Annotated in this window: 17 protein-coding genes; 8 read left to right on the top strand and 9 right to left on the bottom strand. The window is 73.8% G+C overall.

What is annotated here, in order from left to right:
* Positions 1 to 49 precede the first annotated feature (49 nt).
* The 5 genes from AB0B01_RS07925 to AB0B01_RS07905 form a co-directional block, all read right to left on the bottom strand.
* Positions 50 to 799 carry a hypothetical protein gene (locus tag AB0B01_RS07925; protein WP_361714023.1) on the bottom strand — a complete coding sequence of 250 codons (750 nt, stop codon included), beginning with the start codon at positions 797 to 799 and terminating at the stop codon, positions 50 to 52.
* Positions 800 to 806: 7 nt separating this feature from the next.
* Positions 807 to 1841 carry an arginine beta-hydroxylase, Fe(II)/alpha-ketoglutarate-dependent gene (gene vioC, locus AB0B01_RS07920; protein WP_361714021.1) on the bottom strand — a complete coding sequence of 345 codons (1035 nt, stop codon included), beginning with the start codon at positions 1839 to 1841 and terminating at the stop codon, positions 807 to 809.
* Between the two features lie 128 nt (positions 1842 to 1969).
* Entirely contained in the window at positions 1970 to 3886 is a 1917-nt protein-coding gene (locus AB0B01_RS07915; RefSeq protein WP_361714019.1) for an amino acid adenylation domain-containing protein, read from the bottom strand.
* Positions 3883 to 5043 (bottom strand): capreomycidine synthase, encoded by a 1161-nt coding sequence (vioD, locus tag AB0B01_RS07910; protein ID WP_361714017.1) that lies wholly within the window; start codon positions 5041 to 5043, stop codon positions 3883 to 3885. Before vioD ends, AB0B01_RS07915 begins: the two co-directional genes overlap by 4 nt.
* A gap of 21 nt (positions 5044 to 5064) precedes the next feature.
* A complete protein-coding gene (locus AB0B01_RS07905) occupies positions 5065 to 6456 on the bottom strand; it encodes a lysine 2,3-aminomutase (protein WP_361714015.1) in 1392 nt (463 codons plus the stop codon).
* 484 nt (positions 6457 to 6940) lie between these two features.
* On the opposite strand from AB0B01_RS07905, the gene AB0B01_RS07900 reads away from it, so the two are divergent.
* The 6 genes from AB0B01_RS07900 (at position 6941) to AB0B01_RS07875 (ending at position 16239) form a co-directional block, all read left to right on the top strand.
* Complete coding sequence (locus tag AB0B01_RS07900) at positions 6941 to 7594, top strand: helix-turn-helix transcriptional regulator (protein ID WP_361714013.1); 654 nt, start codon at positions 6941 to 6943, stop codon at positions 7592 to 7594.
* Positions 7595 to 7663: 69 nt separating this feature from the next.
* Entirely contained in the window at positions 7664 to 9397 is a 1734-nt protein-coding gene (locus AB0B01_RS07895) for a carbamoyltransferase C-terminal domain-containing protein (RefSeq protein ID WP_361714011.1), read from the top strand.
* Entirely contained in the window at positions 9394 to 11130 is a 1737-nt protein-coding gene (locus AB0B01_RS07890) for a condensation domain-containing protein (RefSeq protein WP_361714009.1), read from the top strand. Before AB0B01_RS07895 ends, AB0B01_RS07890 begins: the two co-directional genes overlap by 4 nt.
* A gap of 32 nt (positions 11131 to 11162) precedes the next feature.
* Positions 11163 to 12695 carry an AMP-binding protein gene (locus AB0B01_RS07885; RefSeq protein ID WP_361714007.1) on the top strand — a complete coding sequence of 511 codons (1533 nt, stop codon included), beginning with the start codon at positions 11163 to 11165 and terminating at the stop codon, positions 12693 to 12695.
* Positions 12692 to 14383, top strand: a complete 1692-nt coding sequence (locus AB0B01_RS07880; RefSeq protein WP_361714005.1) for an ABC transporter ATP-binding protein — start codon at positions 12692 to 12694, stop codon at positions 14381 to 14383. The genes AB0B01_RS07885 and AB0B01_RS07880 overlap by 4 nt, the downstream gene beginning before the upstream one ends.
* Positions 14380 to 16239, top strand: coding sequence for an ABC transporter ATP-binding protein (locus AB0B01_RS07875; protein ID WP_361714003.1), 1860 nt, complete (start codon positions 14380 to 14382; stop codon positions 16237 to 16239). Before AB0B01_RS07880 ends, AB0B01_RS07875 begins: the two co-directional genes overlap by 4 nt.
* A gap of 91 nt (positions 16240 to 16330) precedes the next feature.
* Here the strand turns inward: AB0B01_RS07875 and AB0B01_RS07870 are convergent, their stop codons facing one another.
* Positions 16331 to 17128 (bottom strand): VOC family protein, encoded by a 798-nt coding sequence (locus AB0B01_RS07870; protein ID WP_361714001.1) that lies wholly within the window; start codon positions 17126 to 17128, stop codon positions 16331 to 16333.
* 178 nt (positions 17129 to 17306) lie between these two features.
* Here AB0B01_RS07870 and AB0B01_RS07865 point away from each other — a divergent pair, with 178 nt between their 5' ends.
* The gene (locus tag AB0B01_RS07865) at positions 17307 to 18170 is read left to right on the top strand and encodes a sulfurtransferase (RefSeq protein WP_361714000.1); all 864 of its coding nucleotides are present in this window, start codon (positions 17307 to 17309) and stop codon (positions 18168 to 18170) included.
* 95 nt (positions 18171 to 18265) lie between these two features.
* On the opposite strand, the gene sepH is transcribed toward AB0B01_RS07865, so the two are convergent.
* From sepH to AB0B01_RS07850, 3 genes are all read right to left on the bottom strand, one after another.
* Positions 18266 to 19291 carry a septation protein SepH gene (gene sepH, locus AB0B01_RS07860; protein WP_361713999.1) on the bottom strand — a complete coding sequence of 342 codons (1026 nt, stop codon included), beginning with the start codon at positions 19289 to 19291 and terminating at the stop codon, positions 18266 to 18268.
* A gap of 543 nt (positions 19292 to 19834) precedes the next feature.
* Complete coding sequence (locus tag AB0B01_RS07855; RefSeq protein WP_361713997.1) at positions 19835 to 21157, bottom strand: D-arabinono-1,4-lactone oxidase; 1323 nt, start codon at positions 21155 to 21157, stop codon at positions 19835 to 19837.
* Positions 21114 to 22361 (bottom strand): MFS transporter, encoded by a 1248-nt coding sequence (locus tag AB0B01_RS07850; protein ID WP_361713995.1) that lies wholly within the window; start codon positions 22359 to 22361, stop codon positions 21114 to 21116. The genes AB0B01_RS07855 and AB0B01_RS07850 overlap by 44 nt, the downstream gene beginning before the upstream one ends.
* A 174-nt stretch (positions 22362 to 22535) precedes the next feature.
* Here AB0B01_RS07850 and AB0B01_RS07845 point away from each other — a divergent pair, with 174 nt between their 5' ends.
* On the top strand, positions 22536 to 23699 hold the full coding sequence (locus AB0B01_RS07845; protein ID WP_361713993.1) for a ferrochelatase: 1164 nt from the start codon (positions 22536 to 22538) through the stop codon (positions 23697 to 23699).
* The last annotated feature ends 16 nt before the right edge of the window (positions 23700 to 23715 follow it).

Below are 23715 nucleotides of genomic sequence, written 5' to 3'. Positions count from 1 at the left end.
CGTCGAAGAAGGGAATGGCACGGGGGGCGGGCCGGGGAGGCGGCCCCGGCTACGGCGTATCCCGTCCGGCAGGGTGGTGGACCCACACGTTGGGCTCGGCGTACGTGCCGTAGCCGTCCTCGGAGACGCGCAGCGGTACCAGGGCCCCGGGCAGGGGGTGGTCGCCGGGGCCCGGCAGCGCGTGCCCGAGGAACTCCTCCCAGCGGGCAACCGGCTGGCGGATCACCAAGGACCGCTCGGCGATGCCGAGTTGCCGGGCGCCCAGCTCCAGATGGGTGCGCAGCCAGGGGTCGAAGCAGCGCCCGTCGGGCCGGAGCCAGGCTGCGTACTCGCCGATCGGGATCAGCGGGTAACGCGCCTTGCGGGTGGGCCGGACCGGGATGATCACCCCTCGGGGGGCCGTCCCGGCGGCCCGCCGCCGCACCTCGGTGAGCAGCCGCTCGGCGTGGCCGGCCGCCCGGTGCCCGGGATCCACGGACACCGACAGCATGCACACGGCGTCCGGCTGGTCCGGCGGGCCGTGGTCGACGGCCTCCACCAGGACCTCGTCACTGCCGGACGGCAGCGAGGAGGCGCTGCCGTCCCAGCGGACCGGCAGCCCGTTGGCCGCCGCGACCAGGCGCCCGGCCCCGTCCACCAGACACAGCTGGTGGGCGGCGTAGCGGTCGTACATGCCGTGCCAGCGCCAGTTCCCGGGGGACTCCCAGCTCATGAACGCGGGCATGTTGGCGCCGATCAGGGCGTCCACGTCGGGCAGCAGCCACGGGTCCCGGGACAGGTCGGTCAGGGTGAGGGACACCGGCGCGTCAGCCCAGCAGCCGCGTCTGGGCCGTGGCCCGCATCTCGCGGGAGCGGCGCAGGTCGGCCGTCACACAGACCCGCTTGAGCCAGCGGTCGGTGCCGTCGTAGCGGGCCTGGAACGGCAGCCGGCCGTGCACCGCGCGGTGGTTGTCGATGAACAGCACGTCGCCCTCGTTCGCGACGACCTCCCGCATCCCGGCGTCCACCACCTTGAACAGCGCGTCGTAGGCGCGCCGGGCGTCGGTGTCGTCCTCCGGCACGGAGGTGAAATACGGGTCCAGCCGCATGTACGGGTCCAGGCGCGAGCCGTAGAGCAGCGGGCCGAGCGGCCGTTCGTCGATCATCCGCTGGATGGTGGCGAACCGGGCCGCCTCCTCCTCGGACGCGAGCGTGTTGTTCTTCGGCAGGTGTGACTCGTCGGGTGCGATGTGGAAGCGCGGCTCGAAGAGGATGTCGATGTCCTCGGCGGACAGCGAGGACAGGTCCAGGTCGCCGACCGTCGTGGGCACGTGGTCGGGGTTGCGCAACGCGCCCAGGATCAGGTAGTCGCTGCGGTACGGGTGGAAGGCGTCCTCGGTGTGCCAGGTCAGCAACTCCTTGCTGCCCATCCCGAGCTGGTCGTGCTCGTGCTGGCGGATCGGGAAGATGTCGTGCACGAGGTGGCCGTCCTGCTGCGTGGCCCATCCGAAGGGCTCGCCGAGCAGCGCCGAGTACAGCATCAGCAGCAGCTCCTCGGGGAATTCCGGGCCGGGCCGGCTGCGGCCCCGCCAGTGGTCGGGGGTGGGGCCGATGCGCTGCTGGTCGAAGTCGTGCCCGCGGATCACCGTGTGGCCGTGGCGGTCGGCCAGCTTGAACTCGCGCAGGAAGTCCTGCACGCCCTCGGGGAGGCGGGCCGCGAGCCGCGGCAGGTCGCGCAGCAGTACGGGATCGCCGAAGGAGGGGTAGGAGACGGCCAGTTCGAGGCTCAGCTCCGCGATGGCGGAGGCCTCGTCGGCCGTCAGGGTGTAGCTGGGTGCGGACTGGTCGGTGAGGTTCGACATGCCAACTCTCGCTGAGTGGTCGGGGATGGTTGCTGCCCGCGGGCGGCCGGAGCCGGGTCTGCGGGCCCTCGGGTGACGCAAGTGCACGGGGACCGGAGCTGGGTGGCACCCCGTCGGTGGTGCGGTGGTCAGGGCCGGGCGGTCGCACGCTCGCCGAGCGCTCCGGCGAGCAGCCGGGGGGTCGGGGAGGTGAAGAGGGCGCTCGCCCGCAGGCCGGCTGCGGCGGGGTGGGACTCGCGCAGCCGCGCGAGGAGGCGCATGGCGAGCAGGGACTGGCCGCCGTGGTCGAAGAAGTTGTCGTCGGGGCCGAGCCACGGGGCGCCCAGGACCTCGCGGAAGAGGACCAGCACGCTGTCCAGGGGCTCCCCCGGGGAGGGTTCGGCGACGCCCTGGGAGAGCGGTGCTCCCGGGGTCCGGCCGGCCGGGGAGCCGGCCTGGACCGGGGCCTGGACCGGAGCGGCCGCCCAGGTGGCCAGCTGCCGCTTGTCGACCTTGCCGTGCGGGTTCTTCGGCAGGACGGCGACCCGGTACAGCACCCGGGGCACCGCCCAGTCCGGAAGCTGTGCCTCCAGCGGCGCCACCAGGGCGTCCCGGTCGGCGCCCGTCAGCCGCACCGCCTCGCCGGGCAGCGGCGCTGCCGCCGGGTCGGCCGGCACGACGAACGCCCACAGGACGGTGCCGGTGTCCGGATCGGGGAAGACCACGGTCTGGTCGACGCCGGCGACGTCGCACAGGGCGCGCTCCACCCGGGCCGGCTCCAGGCGGTGTCCGCGGATCTTGACCTGGTCGTCGACCCGGCCGATGAAGACCAGCTGCCCGTCGGCGTCGATCCGCCCGAGGTCGCCCGTGGCGTACAGGCGTGCACCGGGCTCGGCGGCGTACGGGTCGGGTACGAAGCGGCGGGCGGTGGCATCCTCGTCGTCGAGGAAGCCGCGGGCGAGCAGAGGACCGCCGATGTGGATCTCACCGCTCTCGCCGTCCGGCACCGGGCGGCCTTCCCGCCGGACGGTGACGTCGACGCCCTGAAGGGGTGTGCCGAGCGGCACCTCCTCGGCGTCGGAGGGCAGCAGCCCGGTGTAGAAGGTGGAGCTCACGGTGCATTCCGTGAGCCCGTACACGTGGGCGAGGCCGGCGGGCTGCCGGGCCTGCCACGCGCGGTAGGGCCCCGGATCCATCCGTTCGCCGCCCACCACCACCGTGCGCAGGGCCGCCGGAGTGGTCGTGCCGCTGGCGTCGAGCCAGCGGGCGTACTCCAGCCAGTACTGGGTGGACAGCTCGACCACAGTGGTCCGGGTCCGGGCCATGGCGACGTGCAGTTCCTCGGCGTCCAGGGCCCGGGTGTCCTTCCGGCAGACCACGGCCGCGCCGGCGGCGAAGGCCGGGAAGACCTCCTCGATCAGCACGTCGAAACCGAGCGATGCCACCTGGAGCCAGCGGTCGCGCGGTGTCAGCTCCAGCCGGGCGGCGACCGCGGCGGCGAACCGGCCCAGTGCATCCCGCTCGACGACGGTGCCCTTGGGCCGGCCGGTGGAGCCGGAGGTGAACAGCACGTACGCCACGTCGGACCCGCCGGCCCGCTGGGCGGGACGCGCCGGCCCCGTACCGTCCGTGCCGCGGACCACAGCGCCGCCGTGGTCGGGGCCGGCCGGTACGTACGCCGCCCGGGGCGCGTGGCTTCCGTCGCCCAGCCACACCACCGCCGCGGTACGGCGCACCAGTTCCGCGCGGGCAGCGGGGGGCAGCCGGTCGTCCAGGACGGTGAACCCCGCTCCGGCCTTCAGCGCCGCGAGCATGCCGAGCACGGTGCGGGCAGGGTCGCCGAAGGCCAGGCCCACCAGCTCCCCCGGGCCGGCGCCGCGCTCCGCGAGGTCGGCGGCCCAGGCGTCGGTGAGCCGGTCCGCCTCCCCGTACGACAGCACCCGGTCCGGGGTCACGAGCGCGGGCCCCGTGGCCAGGTCGCGGACCGACCGGTCCCAGAGGTCGAGCACGTCGGGCCCCTCGGGCCCGCTCACGTCGGGCCCCTCGGGCCCGCTCACGTCGGTCACCGCCCGGCCTCCCGTGCCCGCAGGAACTCGGACAGCCCCGCGAGGCCGGCCCGGAAGCCCTCCTCCGGGCCGCCGAAGCCGAGCCGCGCGCCGTGCGGCATGCCGAAGGCCGTACCGGGCACCAGCAGGGTGCGGTGGCGGGCGAGCAGCTCCAGGCAGAAGCGTTCCACCGCCTCCGGTCCGGCCGCCGCCCGCTCCAGCTCACGGAAGACCGGCAGCGCGCACACGCCTCCCTCCGGCGGGGTCCAGCGGACCAGGTCTTCGTGCTCGGCCATCCATGCCGTGAGGTAGGCGAGGTTGCGCCGCGCCTCGGCCGCCCGTATCCCGATCAGCTCGTCGGCGTGGCGCATGGCCCGCTCGGCGACCAGCTCGACCAGCGGGGAGAGGAACAGCGTGGTCCGGTCACGCAGCGGGAAGGTGGCGGTGATGAGCTCCTTCGGTGCGACGGCCCAGCCCACCCGCAGGCCGGGCAGGCCGAAGGTCTTGGAGAAGGTGCCGTAGGACACCGTGTCGCCCCCGTCGGCGCCGGGGTCGGGAAGCACCTCCCAGCGGTGCGCGAACTCGGCGGTGGCGGCGTCCCAGACGAGCACGGCGCCGGTCACCGCGGTCCGCTCCCTCAGCGCCTTGAGGCCCTGCGGGGACAGGGTGACTCCGGTGGGGTTGTGCGGGAAGTTGACGATCACGGCCGCGGTGCCGGGAGCGATCGCGTCAGCCAGGACACCGGGGTCGATCTCGCCCTCGTGCAGCGCCTGCGCCGGCAGCTCGACCACGTCGCAGCCCGCTGCCCGCGGGTAGTGGCCGAGTGAGTGGTAGATGCCCTCCTGGACGACCACCCGGTCACCCGGGTGCAGCAGGGTGCCCAGGGTCAGCGCGATGGCCTCGCTGGAACCGTGGGTGACCAGCACCCGCTCGGCATCGCCGCCGGCGTAGCGGTCGGCGATGGCCTGACGGATGCCCGCCCCGCCCTGCGAGACGCTGTCGTCCATGACGATCCCGTCGAGGTCCGCGGCTCGGATCCGGCACAGATCGCGTATCTCGGCGAAGGTGTACGGGTGGACCCCGCTGGAGCTGATGTCGTGGATGTCCGGGCCGAGGTGCCGGCGGTACCACTCCTCCAGCACCGGAGGGTCTTCACGCCGTGGACGGAGACTGCTCATGACTGTGCAACTGTCCCTTCTCTACCCTTGACGGGTTTCCCGCCACCAGCGCTGTCCGGAGAGCGGAAGCGTGTCGATCGGGTCGTAGTAGTGGTAGGAGCCGCTGTGGTTGTCCGGGTCCGCCGCTTCCAGCGGGGTGAGGTAGCTCTTGCTCCAGTGCGACACCCCGAGCTCGCGGTCGTAGGAGTCGGCCTGGTCCACCCACCGCTTGCCGGCCATCGGTACGTCGCACACGATGCGCGGCGTGGCGAACCCCGGCAGGTAGCCCATGATCTGACGCTGAATCACCTGGGCTCGATGCAGCGGCACCCGCCAGTGCTCGGCGTTCGGGATCATGTCGCACATGTAGAAGTAGTACGGAGTGATGCCGGCATGGTCGGCGAGCGCGAAGCACAGGTCGAGCAGGTCGTGAGCGCTGTCGTTGATCCCGCGCATCAGCACGCCCTGGTTGCGTACGTCGTGCAGACCGGCGTCCAGCAGGGCCCGGGCTGCCCGGGCCACCCCGGGCGTCACCTGCTGCGCAGCGTTGGCGTGGGTGTGGAGCGCGATGCGCACACCGCGGGACCGGGCCGTGCGGGCGATGCGCTCGACGCCCTGGAGTACCGGGCCCGAATTCCAGTGCTGGGGCAGTCCGATCAGGCCCTTGCTGGCGAGCCGGATGTCGCGGATCGAGTCGATGTCCAGCAGCCCGTCCACGAAGCGTTCGAGCCGCGGCCAGGGCATGTTCGCCAGGTCGCCGCCGGAGACGACCACGTCCCGGATGCCGGGGGAGGAGCGCAAGTGCTCCAGGATGCGCTCGGCGCGGTCGACCGGTTTGAGCCGGAGCCTGTTCTTGGCGACCTGGGGCGTGGAGTTGCCCACCAGGTCCATGCGGGTGCAGTGCCCGCAGTACTGGGGGCAGGTCGACAGCAGCTCCGCCAGCACCTTGGTCGGGTAGCGGTGGGTGAGACCCTCCACCACCCACATGTCCTGCTCGTGCAGCGAGTCCCGACTGGCCATCGGGTGTGAGGGCCAGTGCGAGTGCCGGTCGGAGAACACCGGCAGCATGTACCGGCGTACCGGGTCGTCGTAGAAGGCCTTGGTGAGCTCGCCCGGGCGGGCCGCCGCTGCCTCCGGGGCGATGGTGTTGACCATCTGGGGCGGCAGGAGCACCGACATGGTGGCACGCTGCAGCCGGTCCTGTTCCCAGTCCTCGTAGAACCCCTCGTCGAGCAGGTCGCCGACGACCGCGCGCAGACCCTTCGCGTCCTTGACGCAGTGGGCGCGCTGCCACTGCGGATCCGCCCATTCGGCCTCGGTGACTCCGCGCCAACCGGGGAAGCGTCGCCAGTCCGGCTCCACGAGCGGACTGCTCCGGTATGCGTAGACGCCCTCCAGTGCCGCTGATTCCGTCTGGCTGCGTGCTGTGTCCACCAACCCGCCACCCATTCCCGTCGGTTTCGGCCGTATCGCCTGACAGGAACCGATCTTGCAGAGCGCCGGCGTTGTACACGAGGCCAGGTTGTACGGGGCACCGGGGGCTGGCGCCCCTATACAATCCGGCGCCGAAGGCGGAGAGTTGTACGGGGCGCCGGGCGGAAGTGACCTTGTACGCACCGAGAGGGCGTGACGGGAACCGGAACAACCGGGGAACGGGCCCCGGCGCGGGCCCGACGGGTGAAGTTAGGTGAACCTAATTCGGACTTTCCCGCACCGCAAGTGGCCGGAATCCTCGGCTGGTGATTGATGGATATGTCACTGGCATGTACCAATGTCCGAGAGGTCCGGTGCGGCGATTTCTCGCCGTCTCCGGGCCCCCACGTCCGGACGTCATGCCGGACCGTGCGCCACTGACCAGGTTGTACGGCACTACGGAACATGCGCTTCGCTCGACACCATCCATCCCCAGGGGAGAAGCATGCCCAGGCCAGAGCGGTTGTTGGACCCCACAGCCGGACCGCTGGAAGAATTCGCCCACGCGCTGCGCGGACTACGAAGGCAGGCCGGGAACCCCTCGTACCGCACCATGGCGAAACGTGCCCACTACTCCGTGGCCACGCTCTCGGAGGCGGCCCGCGGACTGCACAAACCATCGTTGAAGGTGACGCTCGCCTACGTGGCCGCGTGCGGCGGCGACCCCGAGCCGTGGACCCGCCGCTGGTACCGCCTCAGCAGTGAACTGGAAGGACGCGACAGACCCGCCCGGGGACAGCCGGGAGGCTCCCGGCGGGTGCCCTCCCAGCCGACCGCCGACCGCCGCCCCGTTTCCGGCGCCCCCGCAACGGCGGCCCGGACGGGCGGCCCCCGTGCCGCCGGGCCCGGTGCCGCAGGGCCCCGCCGGGCAGCCGCCCCCGGCCCCGCCGCGCCGGCCGCCGCCGCCGCGCGCCGCCCCGCCGCGGACGCGCTGACCGGCGACGAGCGGGCGGAACTGCGGCGGCTGCGCAGCGAGGTCGAGCAACTGCGGCACGCCAACGCGGTGCTGAAAGCCGCGTCGGCGATTTTTGCCGCGGATCTCCGCACAAACTCCCAGGTCGTGTACAACCCGGCCGACCGACAAGATCCGTTGGCGTGACCGGACGCTGAGCGCCCCACGGGCCCGAGGCGGAACCGGAAGATCCCGACCGACCTTTGGGGACTGACCATGCGTGTGCTCGGAGTCAACGGCTGGCCCGGCGCCAGCCACGACGGTGCAGCCTGCCTCGTGGTGGACGGCGAAGTCGTCGCCCTGGCCGAGGAGGAACGTTTCACCCGTCACAAGCACGCCTACGGGGAGGCACCTCTCCACGCGGCCGCCTCCTGCCTGGCGGAGGGTGGTCTCACCCTGGACGACATCGACGTGGTCGCCCACGGGTGGGACCTTCCCACCCTCTTCGCGGACCGCGGCCTGGACTGGTTCGACAGCGACGCCGCCGCCCTGGAACACCTGCTGCCCAAGGCGCTGTTCCCGCGCACCCGCGACCCCCGGCTGACGTTCGTCGGACACCACATCGCCCACGCCGCCAGCGCCTACCACCTCTCCGGACGCGACCGCGGCGCGATCCTCGTCCTGGACGGTCAGGGCGAGAACGAGAGCACCACCCTCGCCGTCGGCATCGACGGCGAGATCAAGACGCTGCGGGCGCATACCCCCGGCTGGTCGCTGGGCTACTTCTACGCCGCGGTCTGCGAGTACGCCGGCCTCGGGGCCGACGCCGCCGGCAAGATGATGGGCCTGGCCTCCTACGGCACCCCCGGCGACCTCACCTTCGGGGGCGCCCTCGGCTTCACCGACGAGGACTTCACCGTCGGCGTCGTCCCACCCGACCTGCGGTCCACGGGCAGCACGGACGAGGAGACGGCCACCATCCGGTACTGGCTGGAGCACCTGGAGAAGACCCTCCCGGACGCCCCCAACCGCAGCGTGCGCCGCTTCGACCCGCGCGCCGGCCGCTACACCAAGGTCAGCGACCGGGACCCCTTCGAGTACCGCGACATCGCCGCCACCGCACAGGCAGCCCTTGAGCGGGCCGTCATGGGCCTGGTCCGCGGCCTCCTCCGGGAGACCGGTGAGACCACGCTCCTCATCGCCGGCGGCGTGGGCTTCAACGCCACCCTCAACGGCAAGATCATGCGGATGCCCGAGGTCCGGGATCTCTTCGTCCAGCCGCTCGCCGGCGACCAGGGAGTCTCGCTCGGTGCGGCGGTCTGGGTCGCCGCGCAGGAGGGCGACCGGATCAAACCCATGAACGGCTCGGTCGCCTGGGGCCCGCAGTGGTCCCCCGACGCGATCCGCCACGTCCTGGACGCCTCCGGCACCGCCTACACGGAGCCCGCCGACATCGCCGCCGCCACCGCCGAGGTGCTGGCCGCCGGCGGGGTGTCCGGCTGGTTCCAGGGCCGCGCCGAGGGCGGACCCCGCGCGCTGGGCCACCGCAGCATGGTCGCCGTGCCCGACCCCGAGTCCACCCGCGACCGGGTCAACGTACGCATCAAGGACCGCGAGGCGTGGCGCCCGTTCGCCCCCAGCATGCAGGAGGAGGCCGCCGAGGCCCTCATCGGCACCGCCACCCCGCTGCCCTACATGATCGTCACGACTCCCGTGACCGAGGCCGGCGCCGCGGCCATGCCGGCCGTCGTGCACAGCGACCGCACCACCCGGCCGCAGACCGTCTCCGCCACCGTCGACCCGCTCTACCACCGCCTCATCGGCGAGGTCGGCCGGCACACCGGTACCGCCGTCGTCATGAACACCTCCTTCAACGGTCGCGACGAACCGGTCGTGTGCAGCCCCCGCGACGCCCTCGCCACCTTCCACCGGCTGCCCCTCGACGCCCTCGCCCTCGGCCCGTTCCTGGTACGGCGTTCCGCCGGACACCCCGGGGAGGCCGACGCGTGACCGCCCCGGTACGACCGGAGACCGCCGGGGCGGCCCCGGGAGCCGCCCCGGCCGCCCTGTCCGTTCCGTCCGAAGAGGAGATCCACTCCCGGCTCGTGGGCTGGCTCGCCGAAGCGGTCCTCGCCCCGGACACGGCCCCCGCTTCCCCCCTGCGCGATCTCGGCGTGGACTCCCTCGACCTGATCCGCACCGCCCGCCGCATCGAAGCGGCCTTCGGCGTACGGGTGCAGCTGCGCGAGCTGTTCGCCCCCGAGCTGACCACGGCCCGCCTCGCCGGGCTCGTCGCCGAGCGGGCCGCCCTGCGCGGCGACGGCTCTGCGGCCGCACCGCCCGGCACCGCCCACGGCCCGGTCGTCCTCACCCCGTCCCAGGAACAGGCCTGGGAGGAGCAGACGGGCGAGCGCGGCCACTGGAACCAGGCCATGCTCTTCACCACCCGGCCGGGAATCGACCCCGAGCTGTTCGCCGAGGCCGTCCGGCGGCTGGTCGCCGGCCACGCGTCGCTGCGCCTGGCCGTCGAGGAGCGCCCGGCCCGGCGGCCCCGGCAGCAGACGTGGGCCCTGGCCACCGACGGCCCGCCCGGTGCGGCGCTCGGCGCCGTGCTCGACACCGTCGACGTCTCGGAGCTCGCCGACGCGGACCTGTCGGCCGCTGTCACCCTGCGCTGCGCGGTCGAGCAGCGCTCCCTGGACCCGCATGCCGGCCGCGTGGCCCGTTTCGTCCGCTTCGACGCCGGCCCGTCCCGGTCCGGACGGCTGCTGATCGTCGTCCATCAGCTCGCCGTCGACATGGTCTCGTGGTCCGTCCTGCTCGCAGACCTGGAGGAGGTGTACACAGCGCTGGAGGAGGGCCGGCGCGACGTGTGGCCGGCCGAGGGCACCTCCTATCCGGAGTGGGCACAGGCCCTCGCGGCCCACGCCCGCACCCCCGAGGCGGAAGAGCAGGCGCAGTGGTGGACGGAGGTGGCCCGCACCCGGGCCGCCCTGCCGCCGGACCGCCCCGTAGCCGACCCGCGGGCCGTGAACACCGCCGCCACCGCGGCCACCCACCGCGAGGAGTTCCCCGCCGAACTCACCCCGCGCCTCCACGCGGCGGCCCGCGCCCACCGGGCCCACCCGGGCGACCTCGTCCTCCATGCCCTCGGCGAGGTGCTGGCCGAACGGCTCGGCGAGTCGGCGGTCCGCGTGGACGTACTGCGCCACGGCCGCGAGGAGAGCGTCGGGAGCACGCATCTGGCCCGCACCACCGGTTGGTTCACCACGACGGTCCCGGTCCGCCTGGACCTGACCCCCGGCACCCCGGCCGAACGCCTCGCGCGGACCGTGGGCCACCTCGCGGCCCTCCCCGGCGGCGGCGTGGGCCAGGGCGCGCTCGCCCGGCACGGCCGGCCGGGCATCGCCGCCGTCCTGCGCGCCGCCCCGCCCAGCGACGTCTCGTTCGACTACGAGGGCGGCGACGCCGACGCCCTGCCCCTGGGTACCCTCCTGCCGGACGTGGCCCCGGAACCGGTCGGCGACATCACGGCTCCGCACTGGACGCGCCCGCACCCGGTCGAGGTGATCGCGACCACCGAGGACGGGACGCTGCGCGTCGAGTGGTGGTACTCCACCGCCCTGCACGAGGAGGCGACCGTGCGCGCGCTCGCCGCCCGCCACCGGGCCGTCCTCACCGCCCTCCTCCATGCTCTCACCGGGTGCGACGCACCCGGTGCTCCCGAGACGCCCACCCGCTGAACGCCCCACGGACAGACCGGAAGACGCCTGCCATGACCTTGCCCAGCGTGCTGGACCCCTTCTTCGCCCTCGCCCGCTCGGACCCGGACCGGCCCGCCGTCGTCGACAATGGCGTGACCGTCGGATACGGCCAACTGGCGCGCTGGGCAGGGGCGGTGGCCGACCTGGTGGCCACCCGAGCCCCGGCGGGCGCACCACCGGTGGTGGCCGTCCACACGCACCACAGCGTCCGCGACATCGCGGCGATCCTAGGCGTCCTCGCCGCCGGCCGGGGCTACGTCCCGGTCGCCGACGGGCCGGCCGGCCACGCAGACCCAGCCTTGCACGCCCTCGGCTGCCGGGAGCTGATCGCCACCGCCGATACCGGCCGGCTGCCCGCCGTCGACCGGGTGCTGCGGCCCAACTGGGGCCGCTCGCACGCCCCTCTGCCCGACGCCGGCCAACCCGTCCGGGCGCAGGACCCCGCCTACGTCCTGTTCACCTCGGGCTCCACCGGCGCGCCCAAGGCGGCCGTCGTCCCGCACGGCGCGCTGCAGGCCGTCCTGCCGCACCTGCGCCGGCGGTACGGCGTCGGACCCGGCACCGTCGCTCTCAACTTCCACCGCGCGGACGGCGACACCAGCCTGGAGGAGACCCTGCCGGTCCTGCTCTCGGGCGGGCTCGTCGTTCTCGACGAGGACAGTGAGGCGGACCTCGACCGGGTCCTGACCGATCACGAGGTCACCCTCGTCAACCTGCCCGTCGACTACTGGCACCTCTACACCGGCCATCTGCTGGACACCGGCCGTGCCCTGCCCCGCTCCGTCGAGACCGTCGTGATCGGTGGCGAGGCCGTCCGGCCCGACATGCTGAACCGCTGGCGGCGGCTCGGCGCCGACCACGTCGTCCTGCTCAACACCTACGGGTCCACCGAAACCGCGCTGGTCACCCACAGCGCCGTCCTCGCCGGCCCGGGCGCGCCGGCGGACTTCCCGGACGGGGTGCCGATCGGCCGCCCGCTGCCCTCCGTACGGCAGGCCGTGGTGCCCAGGCCCGACGTGCCGCACGGCCCCGGGGAACTCCTCGTGGCCGGACCCCAGCTGGCCACCGGGTACGCCGACGACCCGGAGCGCACCGCCGACCGGTTCGTCGAGACGACTCACGGCGGAGTCACCGACCGGTGGTACCGCACCGGGGACCTCGTCACCGAGGGCGCCGACGGTGCGCTCGTCTTCCACGGCCGCCTCGACCACCAGGTCAAGATCCGCGGGCACCGCGTGGACCTGATGGACGTCGAGGGGGCCTTGGGCCGGCTCCCGGGTGTGACGGCCGTCGCCGCCGCGGCGCACACCAAGGGCGAACACACGGTCCTGGTGGCCTTCGTCGTCCTCGCGAACACGGCGTCCGAGGCGTCCCGAGCCTCCCGCGGATCCGGCGCCGACACCGCCGCCGCGGCCCTGCGCGAGCGGCTGCGGGCCATCCTCCCGGGCCCCCTCGTCCCCGACCGGGTCGTCGCCGTGCCCGAGCTGGTGCACACCCGCACCGGCAAGGTCGACCGCGCGAAGACCCGGGACCGGTACCTGTGACCAACCGACTCTTCGACGCCTCGGTCGCCCCCGCCGCCGTACCCGAGGCGGACGCCCGCGGCCCCTGGGCGTACTTGTGGTGGCTGGCACGGATCCGCCCGTGGCCGCTGGTCCTCGCCGCCGTGCTCGGCGCCCTCTGGATGGTCCCGCTGGCGCTGATCCCACTGGTCCTCGGACGGGCCGTCGACGAAGCCGGGCAGGCCACCGGCCAGGCCGGGCTCTACCTGTGGTCGCTGCTCGCCCTCGGCCTCGGCCTCGTCCAGGGCCTCGCCGGCGCCGGCCTCATCCAGGCCGCCGTCGGCGCCGAGGCCCACGCCCTGTCGGTCACGCACCGCGTGCTGCTGCGGCAGGTCGTGCGGCTCGGCGCCACCCTGCGCGGCAAGGCCCGTGCAGGGGACGTGGCGGCCTCCGCGACGGCCGACGTGGAGAGCATCGGCAACGCCTTCGAGGTCGTCGGCCGCACCATCGGGGCGGTCGTCGCCGCCGTACTGGTGGCCGTGGCCCTCACCCTCACCTCGCCCGTCCTCGGGCTGGCCGTGCTCATCGGCGTCCCCGCCGCCGTCTTCGGCATCGGCCCCCTGCTGCGGCCCCTCCAGGAACGCGACGAGGCCCAGCGCGAGAAGATGGGCATCGCCACGTCCCAGGCCGGCGACATCGTGGCGGGGCTGCGCATCCTGCGCGGCATCGGCGGCGAGGCCGTCTTCGCCGAGCGCTTCCGCCGTACCAGCCAGCAGGTGCGCCGGGCCGGTGAGTCCGCCGGCCGGATGGAGGCCTGGCTCCAGGCCGCCGGGGTCTTCCTGCCCGGACTGGTCACCGTCGGCATCGTCTGGCTCGGTGCCCGCCTCGCGCTGAACGGCACCATCACCGCCGGTGAACTCGTCGCGTTCTACGGCGCCTCGGCCTTCCTCACCCTGCCCGTCAGCACGGCCACCGAAGCCGCCGAGACCCTCAGCCTCGCCAAGGTCGCCGCCGGCCGCGTCTGCACCCTGCTGCGCCTGGCCCCGGAGACCGTCCGCCCCACCCACCCCGAACCGCTGCCGGCCGGAGCCCTCGCCGTGGCCGACGCCGGCACCGGCATCACCGCCGCCGCGGGCCGCCTCACCGTGGTCACCGCCCCCGCCGACCGCATCGGCGACCTCGCCGACCGCCTCAGCCGCCCCGGCGCCGGCGGCGGCACCGCGGCCGTCCGGCTCGGCGGCGTACCCCTGGACCGGGCGGATCCCGGCGAGGTGTCCGACCGGCTGCTGCGTTCCGGACCCGCCGACATCCTCTTCAGCGGCACCGTGCGGGAGGAGCTCACCACCGGGTCCGCCCGGTCCCAGGCAGCCCTGGACCGGGCCCTGTTCGCGGCCGACGCGGCCGATGTCGTCGACGCCCTGCCCGGCGGCCTGGACGCCTGGCTGGACGAGGGGGGCCGCGCCCTGTCCGGCGGTCAGCGCCAGCGGCTGGTCCTCGCCCGCGCCCTGGCCGCGGCCCCCGACGTGCTGGTCCTGGAGGACCCCACCGCCTCGGTCGACGCCCATACCGAGGCCCGCATCGTCAACAGGGTCGCCGCCCTGCGCGCCGGCCGGACCACGGTGGTCTTCAGTGACAGCCCGCTGTGGCGGGCCGCCGCCGACCATGTGGTCCGCATCGGCGCGGAGCCCGTCCCCGGCAGCACCGACCGCTCCGCAGGAGTGCCCTCATGACCACCGCCCCCACCCAGGCCCCCGCGGCGGGTCCGGGCACCCCACCGGACCCCGGACCCGCCGGACCGTCCGCCGCCGGCCGGCTGCCGCTGGCCGACGGGGCCGAGGTCCGCGCCTGGACCGGTCTCTTCCTCCGCGGCGAGGCCCGCCGACTGGCCCTGACCTTCGGGCTGTTCGCCGCCGCTCTGGCTGCGAGCCTGGTCGGCCCCCGACTGCTGGGACACCTGGTCGAGTCGGTCAAGGACGGCACCACCGCCGGCCACGTCGACGTGCTCGCCCTCGCCTTCGTCGCCATCCTCGTCGGTCACGCCCTCCTCGCCCGTGCCGCCCGCACCCAGGCCACGCTGCTCGGCGAACGCGTCCTCGCCCGCACCCGCGAGGACTTCGTCCACCGGGTACTCGGACTGCCCCTGTCCGAGGTGGAGGCGGTCGGCACGGGCGACCTGCTCAGCCGCGCCACCACCGACGCCGACCGGCTGAACGAGAGCATCCGGCAGGCCGTCCCCCGCATCGCGCTGGCAGCCGTCACCCTCGTGTTCACCTTCGCGGCCATCCTGCTCACCTCACCGCTGCTCGCCCTCGGCCTGCTGGCCGGCGCACCGTTCGCGGTCCTCTCCACGTGGTGGTACCGGCCGCGCGCCACCCGCGCGTACGAGCTGCTCCTCGCGCAGGAGGCCGACGTGCTGGCCGTCACCCACGAGACCACGCGCGGCGCCGCCACCGTCGAGGCCCTCGGGCTCGGACCGCGGCAGCTCCGGCGCCACGGCACGGCCGTGGACCGGGTGGTGCGCACCCGGCAGCGCACCACCTGGCTGCAGACCATCTGGTTCCCGAGCCTGGACCTGGCCACGATGGTCCCGATGGCGCTCACCCTCCTCATCGGCGGACTCGCCTACCAGCGCGGCGAGGTGGGGCTGGCAGAGCTGACCGCCGTCGTGCTCTACGTCCAGGCCCTCGGTGAGCCCCTGAACGACCTGCTGACCTGGACCGATGAACTCCAGATCGGCAACGCTGCACTGCGCCGGATCCTCGGTGTCGAGCGGTTGCCCCGCGAGGAGCCGCGGCCACCGGCCCCCACCGACGGGCACGCCATCCGCCTCGAAGGGGTCTGCTTCGGCTACGGGCCGGGCCGCGAGGTCCTCACCGGCATCGACCTCGACATCGCCGTCGGCGAGCGGCTGGTGGTCGTCGGCGCCTCCGGCGCGGGCAAGTCCACCCTCGGCAAGCTGCTCGCGGGCGTGCACCACCCCAGCCGGGGGACCGTGCGGATCGGCGGCGCCGACGTCACCACACTGCCGGTGGGACAGCTGCGGCGGGAGATCGTACTCGTCACCCAGGAACAGCACGTGTTCACCGGCACGGTACGGGAGAACCTGCTGCTGGCCCACGACGGCGCCGGGGGCCGTGCCGAGGACGACATCGGGGGTCGTGCGGCGGACGCGGGGTTGTGGGAGGTGCTGGAGACCGTCCTCCTCGCGGACTGGGTGCGGTCGCTGCCCGACGGCCTGGACAGCGGGATCGGGCCGGGCGCGGCCCCGGTCGCCCCCTCGCACGCCCAGCAACTGGCCCTCGCCCGGCTGCTGCTGTCGGACCCGTACGCGCTGGTCCTCGACGAGGCCACCGCGCTGCTGGACTCCACGGCGTCGCGCCGGGTCGAACGCTCGCTCGCCGCGCTCATCGAGGGGCGTACGGTCATCTCGATCGTGCACCGCCTGGACGCCGTACGCGACGCGGACCGGATCGCGGTCATGGACGGCGGACGGATCGTCGAGCTCGGCAGCCACGCCGAACTCCTGGCGGCCGACGGGGCCTACGCGAGCTTGTGGCACTCCTGGGACTCGGCACGCCGCGCCTGAGCGGCGCGTGCGGAACCGAGCCGGCCGCCGGGGCGGTGCATGCGGCGCCCGGCCCGGCGGCCCCGTGCGGGAAGGCCGCGTCGGACGGGTTTCAGACGACGTCGCCCGGCCGTGACTGGAGCAGGGTGAGGACCGCGCCCTCCGGGTCCGCGACCGTGACCAGCCGGCCCGTGAGGGCCTCCCGGGGCGGCTGGACGATGCGTCCGCCGAGCAGCTGGACCTGTACGGCGGCGGCGTCGGCGTCCGCGACCTCGAAGTACGTCATCCAGTGCGGCCCCCGGTCGTGCGGGAGCGAACGGCCGACCCCGTGCACGGCGGCGACCGGCCGGTCGTCCAGTACGAGGGTGAGGTAGTCGAAGTCCGCGCCGGCCGCGTCGTGGCTGCGGGCCTCGTGGCCGAAGACGTGCTCGTAGAACTTGCCGACCGTGGAGGTGTCCTGGGTGACCAGTTCGTTCCAGACCGGCGTCCCGGGCACGCCCGACAGCTGGGTCCTGATGTGGTCACCGGCCTGCCAGAGTCCGAAGATCGCCCCCAGCGGGTCGGAGCAGATCGCCACCCGCCCGGCGCTGCCCGCATCGAGGGGGCCGACGGCGACCGTGCCGCCGCAGGAGCGGATCGTCTCGGCCGTGGCGTCGGCGTCGTCCGTCGCGAAGTACGTCGTCCAGGCCACCGGCAGGTGCCGGTCCGGCGGCATCTCGCCGATACCGGCCACCTCCTGGCCGCCGAGCAGCGCGCGGACGTACGGGCCGAAGGGCTCGGGGCCGGGCACGTACTCCCAGCCGAACAGGTCGCCGTAGAACGCCTCGGTGCTCCCGAGGCCGTGCACCATCAGACTCGCCCAGCACGGGGTGCCGGGCGGGCGCCGTGTCGGTTCCACTGCCTCGGTCATGTCAGCCGTCTCCTCCGTCGTCGGGCGCGCGCGTCCCGCAGGAGATGCTGTCACTCCGGCGGGTCCGGCGCGCCCCGACCGGGCCGATCCGGGGGAGCGGCGCGCAGATGACCGAATCAGCGCGGCCTGTCGGAGCCGGGCGGGCCCGCAGCCGCGAGGTGGGAGGAAGATGGACCGTATGACTGAGAACCCTGCGCGCTCCCCGATCCTCTCCGCGTCCGAACTGATGGCCGAGCTGGCCGGTGGGCGGCCGCCGGTGCTGCTGGACGTCCGCTGGCAGCTCGGCGGCCCCGACCTGCGGCCCGCGTACGAGGCCGGCCACCTGCCGGGGGCGGTGTACGTCGACCTCGATCGCGAACTGGCAGGTCCGGTGCGTCCGGACGGGCGGGGCGGGCGCCACCCGCTGCCCGATCCGGAGGAGTTCGGGGCGGTGATGCGCCGGGCCGGGGTCCGCGCCGACGTGCCGGTGGTGGCGTACGACGGGGGTCAGGGCTGGGGAGCGGCGCGGGCCTGGTGGCTGCTGCGCTGGACGGGGCACCGGGACGTGCGGGTGCTGGACGGGGGCCTGACCGCGTGGACGGAGGCGGGCGGCACGGTGTCCGCCGACGCCGTCTCCGCAGCGGAAGGGGATTTCAAGCCAACTCCGGGGGCGGTCGGGCTGCTGGACGCGGACGCGGCAGCTGCGCTCGCCCGCCAGGGCATCCTCCTGGACGCCCGCGCGGGGGAGCGCTACCGCGGCGAGGTCGAGCCGATCGACCCGGTGGGCGGGCACATCCCGGGTGCGGTGTCGGCCCCGACCACCGAGAACCTGGGCCCGGACGGGCGGTTCCTCGCACCGCAGGCCCTGCGGGCGCGCTTCACCGCGCTCGGGGTCACGGGGCAGGCCCCGGTCGGCGTGTACTGCGGTTCGGGGGTCTCCGGCGCGCAGGAGGTACTCGCGCTGGAGGTGGCGGGGATCCCGTCGGCCCTCTACGCGGGCAGCTGGTCGGACTGGTCCTCGGACCCGCGGCGCCCGGTCGCCACGGGAGCGGACCCGCGGTAACGGCGCCCGCAGCGGGCGGGTGGGTCGGGTGGGCGGAGCGGGCGGGTGGATCGGGTGGGCGGCGCCGAGGGGCGCCCGCCCGCCCGAGCCTCCTGCTACTCCTGTTTCTTGCGGCGGGTGCCGAAGACGATCTCGTCCCAGCTGGGAACCGCCGCGCGGCGGCCGGGGCGGACCCCGTCGGCCTCCGCCTGGCGGTCGGTGGTGCCGGTCAGGCGTTCCCGGTGGCCCGCCACCGTGCGCGGCATGAGCACGTCCGCGTACGCGGCTCCGGCGCTCGCCGACGCCGCCGGCGGCTCCTCCGCCTCCGGCTCCTCCGCGGGGACGTCGGTGCGTTCCGGAACCACCAGGTCGCCGCGGAAGCTCGGGACCGCTTCCAGCAGGCTGGTCAGGGAGTCCCGCTCCTCCTCCGGCTCGGGTGCCGGAGCCGGGGCCGTGTGGTTGGCGGCCCGCTCCAACTGCCGGTCGAGGGCGCGGTCCAGCGGCCGGTCCCGCGGCAGCCGCGCGATCCTCGGCACGAAGGGGAAGCTCGGCTCCGGGGTCGCGGGCAGGTCGTCCGCCTCGCCGATCAGGGAGCGGGCCTCGTCGTCCACGGCGACGACCAGCCGGCGCGGCGGGTCGTACGTCCAGCTCGCCGAGTGCGGTTCCCCCGCGACCCGGTAGACCAGCAGTACTTCCCAGGTGCCGTCGTCGCGGCGCCAGGAGTCCCACTGGACCGACTCCTTCTCCGCGCCGCGCAGCGTGAGCCGCTCCTGCACGGCCTCGCCGAGCTGCGGTCCGGTGTTCTCGCCGGGACGGCGTACGGGAGTCTTGCGCGCCCGCTCCGCCATGAACGCGCGCTCGGCGAGCACGGGGCCCTCGAAGCGGCGTACGCGCTCGACGGGGATGCCGGCGAACTGGGCGACCTCCTCCGCGGAGGCACCGGCCCGTATGCGGGCCTGGATGTCGCGGGGGCGGAGGTGGCTCTCCACCTCGATCTCGATCTGGTTGAGGCGTGCGCGGTCGTTGCGCACGGCAGCCCGCAGCCGTTCGTCGATCGGAAGCGTGTACTCCGTGCTGTCCGCAGCCTTGAGCACCAGTCGTGTGCCGTCATTTGAGACGGCCACGACACGCAGTTCGGGCATGGGGACCTCCCGGGTGGTGCCTGCCGACGTCACGTGCGTCGCTGCTTCCGCTAGTCGAGTGTGGCCTGCCCGGGTGCAGCCTGCCACAACCTTGCCGAGTTCAACCGGCGTGTCGGGCATGCGCCCTTGATCGCCGTTATGGCACGGTTACCTGTTGGGCACACACAGTGACCGAATGATTACTGTGCGCAGCAGGATCCGTGCAATGCCGCGGCATCACCGGTCTTGAGTGCCGTTTCTCCATCAGCCGGCTCCCTCTCCCGGGTCCGGACATCCGGAAGGAAGGACGGCCCCAGGGCTCGCCACAGTACTCCATTCGGGCCACCTGGGTGGACCGCCGCGCCGCCGAACTTGTCCGGGGCGGCGGCAGTTGGGCTGCCCCGGATCGGGCCGGACCTGCGGACCTGCCCGTTTTCGGGTGGTGTGCTTCACAGAATCCGCAGAAATGGAACTTTGGCTTCGCCGGGTCGGCGGGGAGAGCGGCCGGACACCCCGCTGCCCGGCTGCTCCTGAGTCCGGGTCAGTCCCCGGGCCCGCCTCCGGTCAGTCCCCGAGGACGCGCCGCAGGTAGTCGTTGCCGAACAGCCGGTCCGGGTCCAGCCGGTCCCGCAGTGCGGTGAACTCGCCGAAGCGCGGGTAGGCGCGGGAGAGGTACTCCGCGTCCCGCGTGTGCACCTTGCCCCAGTGCGGCCGGCCGCCGTGCGCCGTGAAGATCTGCTCGGCGGCCGTGAAGTAGTCCTGGTACGGGGTGCCCCGGTACATGTGCACCGCGATGTACGCCGTGTCGCGCCCCGAGGCCGTCGACAGCGCGATGTCGTCCGCCGGAGCCGTCCGCACCTCCACCGGGAAGCTGATCCGCAGCCCGGAGCGGTCCACCATCGCCCGCAGCTCCCGCAGGGCCTCGACCACCTGCTCGCGCGGAAGGGCGTACTCCATCTCCACGAAGCGCACGCGGCGCGGACTGGTGAACACCTTGTACGGGATGTCCGTGTAGGTCCGGGCCGACAGCGCCCGGCTGGCGATCCGGGCGATGGACGGGATGGTGGCGGGGACGGCGCGGCCCAGCGAGTTGACGGCCTGGAAGACGCCGTTGGACAGCAGCTCGTCCTCGACCCAGGCGCTCAGCGCCCCGGGCGGGGCGGCGGGGCCCTGGCTGCGGTTGTTGCGCTTGGTGTTGCAGTTGCCGGTGTGCGGGAACCAGTAGAACTCGAAGTGCTCGTTCTCCGCGAAGTGCTGCTCGAACTCCCCGGTCACCCGGTCGAAGCCCATGGGCTCCTCACGGGCGGTCAGGAAGAACAGCGGCTCCACGGCGAAGGTGAGCGCGGTGACGATGCCGAGGGCCCCGATGCCGATCCGGGCGGCCGCGAAGACCTCGGGATTCTCCTTCTCGGAGCAGGTCAGCAGCCGGCCGTCGGCGGTGACCAGCTCCAGGCCGCGGATCTGGGCGGCGATGGAGGCGGAATCGCGGCCCGTGCCGTGGGTGCCGGTGCTGGTGGCGCCGGAGACGGTCTGCTCCATGATGTCGCCCATGTTGGTGAGCGAGAGGCCCTCGCGCGCCAGGGCCCGGTTGAGGTCCTTGAGCGCGGTGCCCGCCGCCACGGTGACGGTGCCGGCCTCCCGGTCGATCGCGCGGATCCCGGCCAGCGCCTGCGGGCGTACGAGCACCCCGTCCGTCGCGGCGGCCGCGGTGAAGGAGTGGCCGGTGCCCACCGCCTTCACCCTCAGGCCGTCCTCGGCGGCCCGCCGGACCGCCTCCTGAAGCTCCCCGACCGAGGCCGGGGTCACCACCCGGGCCGGATTGGCCGAGACGTTGCCCGCCCAGTTACGCCACGCGGTCCCGTAGTTCGCTGCTGTCGCCGTCCCCATCGGTGGAGCGCTCCTCCCCTTGCGCCGGCCTCGTCAGCCGGCGGAATCCCGCGAACGCCACCGCCGCCGCGGCCGCCCCCGCCGAGATGGAGACGACGTACCCGGTCCTGGCGCCGGCCGCGTCGATCACCCAGCCGGCCACCGAGGAGCCGATCGCGACGCCGACCGCGAGCCCGGTGCTGGTCCAGGTCATGCCCTCGGTCAGCTTTTCGCGTGGTACGTGCGCCTCGATCAGGGCCATCGTGGTGACCATCGTGGGAGCGATGGCGAGGCCCGAGACGAAGAGCGCCACCGACAGAAACGGAAGGTTCCCGGCCAGTAGGAGGGGGATCATACTCACGGCCATCGCACAGATGCCCAGGACCCAGCGGATTTCCACCCGGCCCTTGAAGCGCAGCAGTCCGAAGACGATGCCCGCCAGGCAGGACCCGAGGGCCCAGACGGAGAGGACGAAGCCGGTGGCGGACTTGTGGCCGTGCTCCTCGGCGAAGGCCAGTGTCGCCACGTCGATGGAGCCGAAGATCGCTCCGGTCGCCACGAAGGTCGCCACCAGGACCTGGAGCCCGCGCGAGCGCAGGGCCGAGGAGGCGTCGGGCTGTTCGTGGCGCGGATGCGGCTTCGGCTCGGTGCCGCGCAGGGCGGTGAGCCACCAGACGCCGACGAGCAGGCAGACGGTCGCGACGAGCGGACCGGCCTCGGGGAACCAGCTCGCGGACAGCGTCGTGGCCACGGGCGGGCCCAGGATGAAGCAGACCTCGTCCAGGACCGACTCGAAGGAGTACGCCGTGTGGAGTTGGGGGGTGTCGCGGTAGAGGGCGCTCCAGCGCGCGCGGACCATCGATCCCACGCTCGGCACGCAGCCCGCGACGGCGGAGAAGACGAACAGGGTCCAGTCGGGCCAGCCGTTGGCAGCTGCGACGAGCAGGGCCGACACGGCGGCCACGGCCACCAGGGTCACCGGCCGCAGCACCCGCCGCTGGCCGTACTGGTCCACGAGGCGGGATATCTGCGGGCCCAGGACGGCGGCGGAGAGCGCGATGGTGGCCGTGAGTGCGCCGGCCAGGGCGTAGCGGCCGTCGATCTCGGTGATCATCGTCAGGACGCCCACGCCGACCATGGCGATCGGCATCCGCCCGATGAGTCCGGCGGCGCTGAACCCCTTGGTTCCGGGGGCGGCGAAAATCGCGCGGTAGGGGCTCGGCAAGGAGGGCTCCGTAAGGGACGTGAACAGCCCGTACAGATTACGTCCGCTCTGCGGCGCCCGCACGGGTGGAGGGGAGGGAAGAGGGAAGTAAGGGTCACCTTACCTGCGGGAACGGGGTGTCCGGCCGGTGAGGCCGGTTACCGGCGGTCGGCGGCGGGTGGCAGGATTCGGGACATGTCTGACCAGCTCCCGAACCGCGCCCCGGGCGAGGGCGGCACGGCCCGCCCGTACGACGCCCTGCTCCTGCTCTCCTTCGGCGGTCCCGAGGGACCCGACGACGTCGTGCCCTTCCTGGAGAACGTCACGCGCGGGCGCGGCATCCCGCGCGAACGCCTCAAGGAGGTCGGGCAGCACTACTTCGGCTTCGGCGGCGTCAGCCCGATCAACGCGCAGAACCGCGAACTGCTGGACGCGCTGCGCAAGGACTTCGCCGAGCACGGGCTGGACCTGCCCGTGTACTGGGGGAACCGGAACTGGTCGCCGTACCTGACCGATGTCCTGCGTGAGATGGTCCAGGACGGCCGCCGCCGGATCGCGGTGCTCGCCACCAGCGCGTACGCCTCGTACTCCGGATGCCGGCAGTACCGGGAGAACCTCGCCGACGCACTGGCAACCCTCGAAGGGGAAGGCCTGGCGCTGCCGCGGGTGGACAAGCTGCGGCACTACTTCAACCACCCCGGCTTCGTGGAGCCCATGATCGACGGGGTGCTCGGCGCACTGGAGTCGCTGCCCGAGAAGGTCCGGGACGGCGCGCACCTCGCCTTCACCACCCACTCGATCCCGACCGCCGCGGCCGACACCTCCGGCCCCGTCGAGGACCACACCGAGGACGGCGAGGGCGGGGCGTACGTCAAGCAGCACCTCGACGTCGCCCGGGTGATCGCCGAGGCGGTCGCGCAGCGGACCGGCCGGGCCCACCCCTGGCAGCTCGTCTACCAGTCCCGCAGCGGCGCCCCGCACATCCCCTGGCTGGAACCCGACATCTGCGACCACCTGGAGGCCCTCCACGGGGACGGCGCACCGGCCGTCGTCATGGTGCCGATCGGCTTCGTGTCGGACCACATGGAGGTCCTCTACGACCTCGACACCGAGGCCACCGCCAAGGCGGCCGAGCTGGGCCTGCCGGCTGAGCGCTCCGCGACCGTCGGCGCCGATCCGCGCTTCGCCGAAGCCGTACGGGAACTGGTCCTGGAGCGCGCCGCGAAGGAACGCGGGGAGTCGCCCGAGGAATGCTGGGTGGGGCTGCTGGGCGCGTCCCACGACCTGTGCGCCGTGGGCTGCTGCCCCTCGCGCAGCCCGCGTCCGGCCGCCGCGGGCGCCGACAGCCCCTACGCGTAGGAGGGTGGGACCGATC

Origin of the sequence: Streptomyces sp. NPDC044571 (assembly GCF_040647115.1) — a bacterium.
Classification (GTDB): Bacteria; Actinomycetota; Actinomycetes; order Streptomycetales; family Streptomycetaceae; genus Streptomyces.
This window is presented reverse-complemented; position numbering and strand designations above follow the sequence as displayed.

What these genes read in the sequence shown, in the direction of transcription:
- vioC (WP_361714021.1), bottom strand. Translation starts at nt 1,841, where the DNA reads ATGTCGAACCTCACCGACCAGTCCGCACCCAGCTACACCCTGACGGCC.
- vioD (WP_361714017.1), bottom strand. Translation starts at nt 5,043, where the DNA reads ATGAGCAGTCTCCGTCCACGGCGTGAAGACCCTCCGGTGCTGGAGGAG.
- AB0B01_RS07900 (WP_361714013.1), top strand. Translation starts at nt 6,941, where the DNA reads ATGCCCAGGCCAGAGCGGTTGTTGGACCCCACAGCCGGACCGCTGGAA.
- AB0B01_RS07895 (WP_361714011.1), top strand. Translation starts at nt 7,664, where the DNA reads ATGCGTGTGCTCGGAGTCAACGGCTGGCCCGGCGCCAGCCACGACGGT.
- AB0B01_RS07885 (WP_361714007.1), top strand. Translation starts at nt 11,163, where the DNA reads ATGACCTTGCCCAGCGTGCTGGACCCCTTCTTCGCCCTCGCCCGCTCG.
- AB0B01_RS07875 (WP_361714003.1), top strand. Translation starts at nt 14,380, where the DNA reads ATGACCACCGCCCCCACCCAGGCCCCCGCGGCGGGTCCGGGCACCCCA.
- AB0B01_RS07870 (WP_361714001.1), bottom strand. Translation starts at nt 17,128, where the DNA reads ATGACCGAGGCAGTGGAACCGACACGGCGCCCGCCCGGCACCCCGTGC.
- AB0B01_RS07865 (WP_361714000.1), top strand. Translation starts at nt 17,307, where the DNA reads ATGACTGAGAACCCTGCGCGCTCCCCGATCCTCTCCGCGTCCGAACTG.
- sepH (WP_361713999.1), bottom strand. Translation starts at nt 19,291, where the DNA reads ATGCCCGAACTGCGTGTCGTGGCCGTCTCAAATGACGGCACACGACTG.
- AB0B01_RS07855 (WP_361713997.1), bottom strand. Translation starts at nt 21,157, where the DNA reads ATGGGGACGGCGACAGCAGCGAACTACGGGACCGCGTGGCGTAACTGG.
- AB0B01_RS07845 (WP_361713993.1), top strand. Translation starts at nt 22,536, where the DNA reads ATGTCTGACCAGCTCCCGAACCGCGCCCCGGGCGAGGGCGGCACGGCC.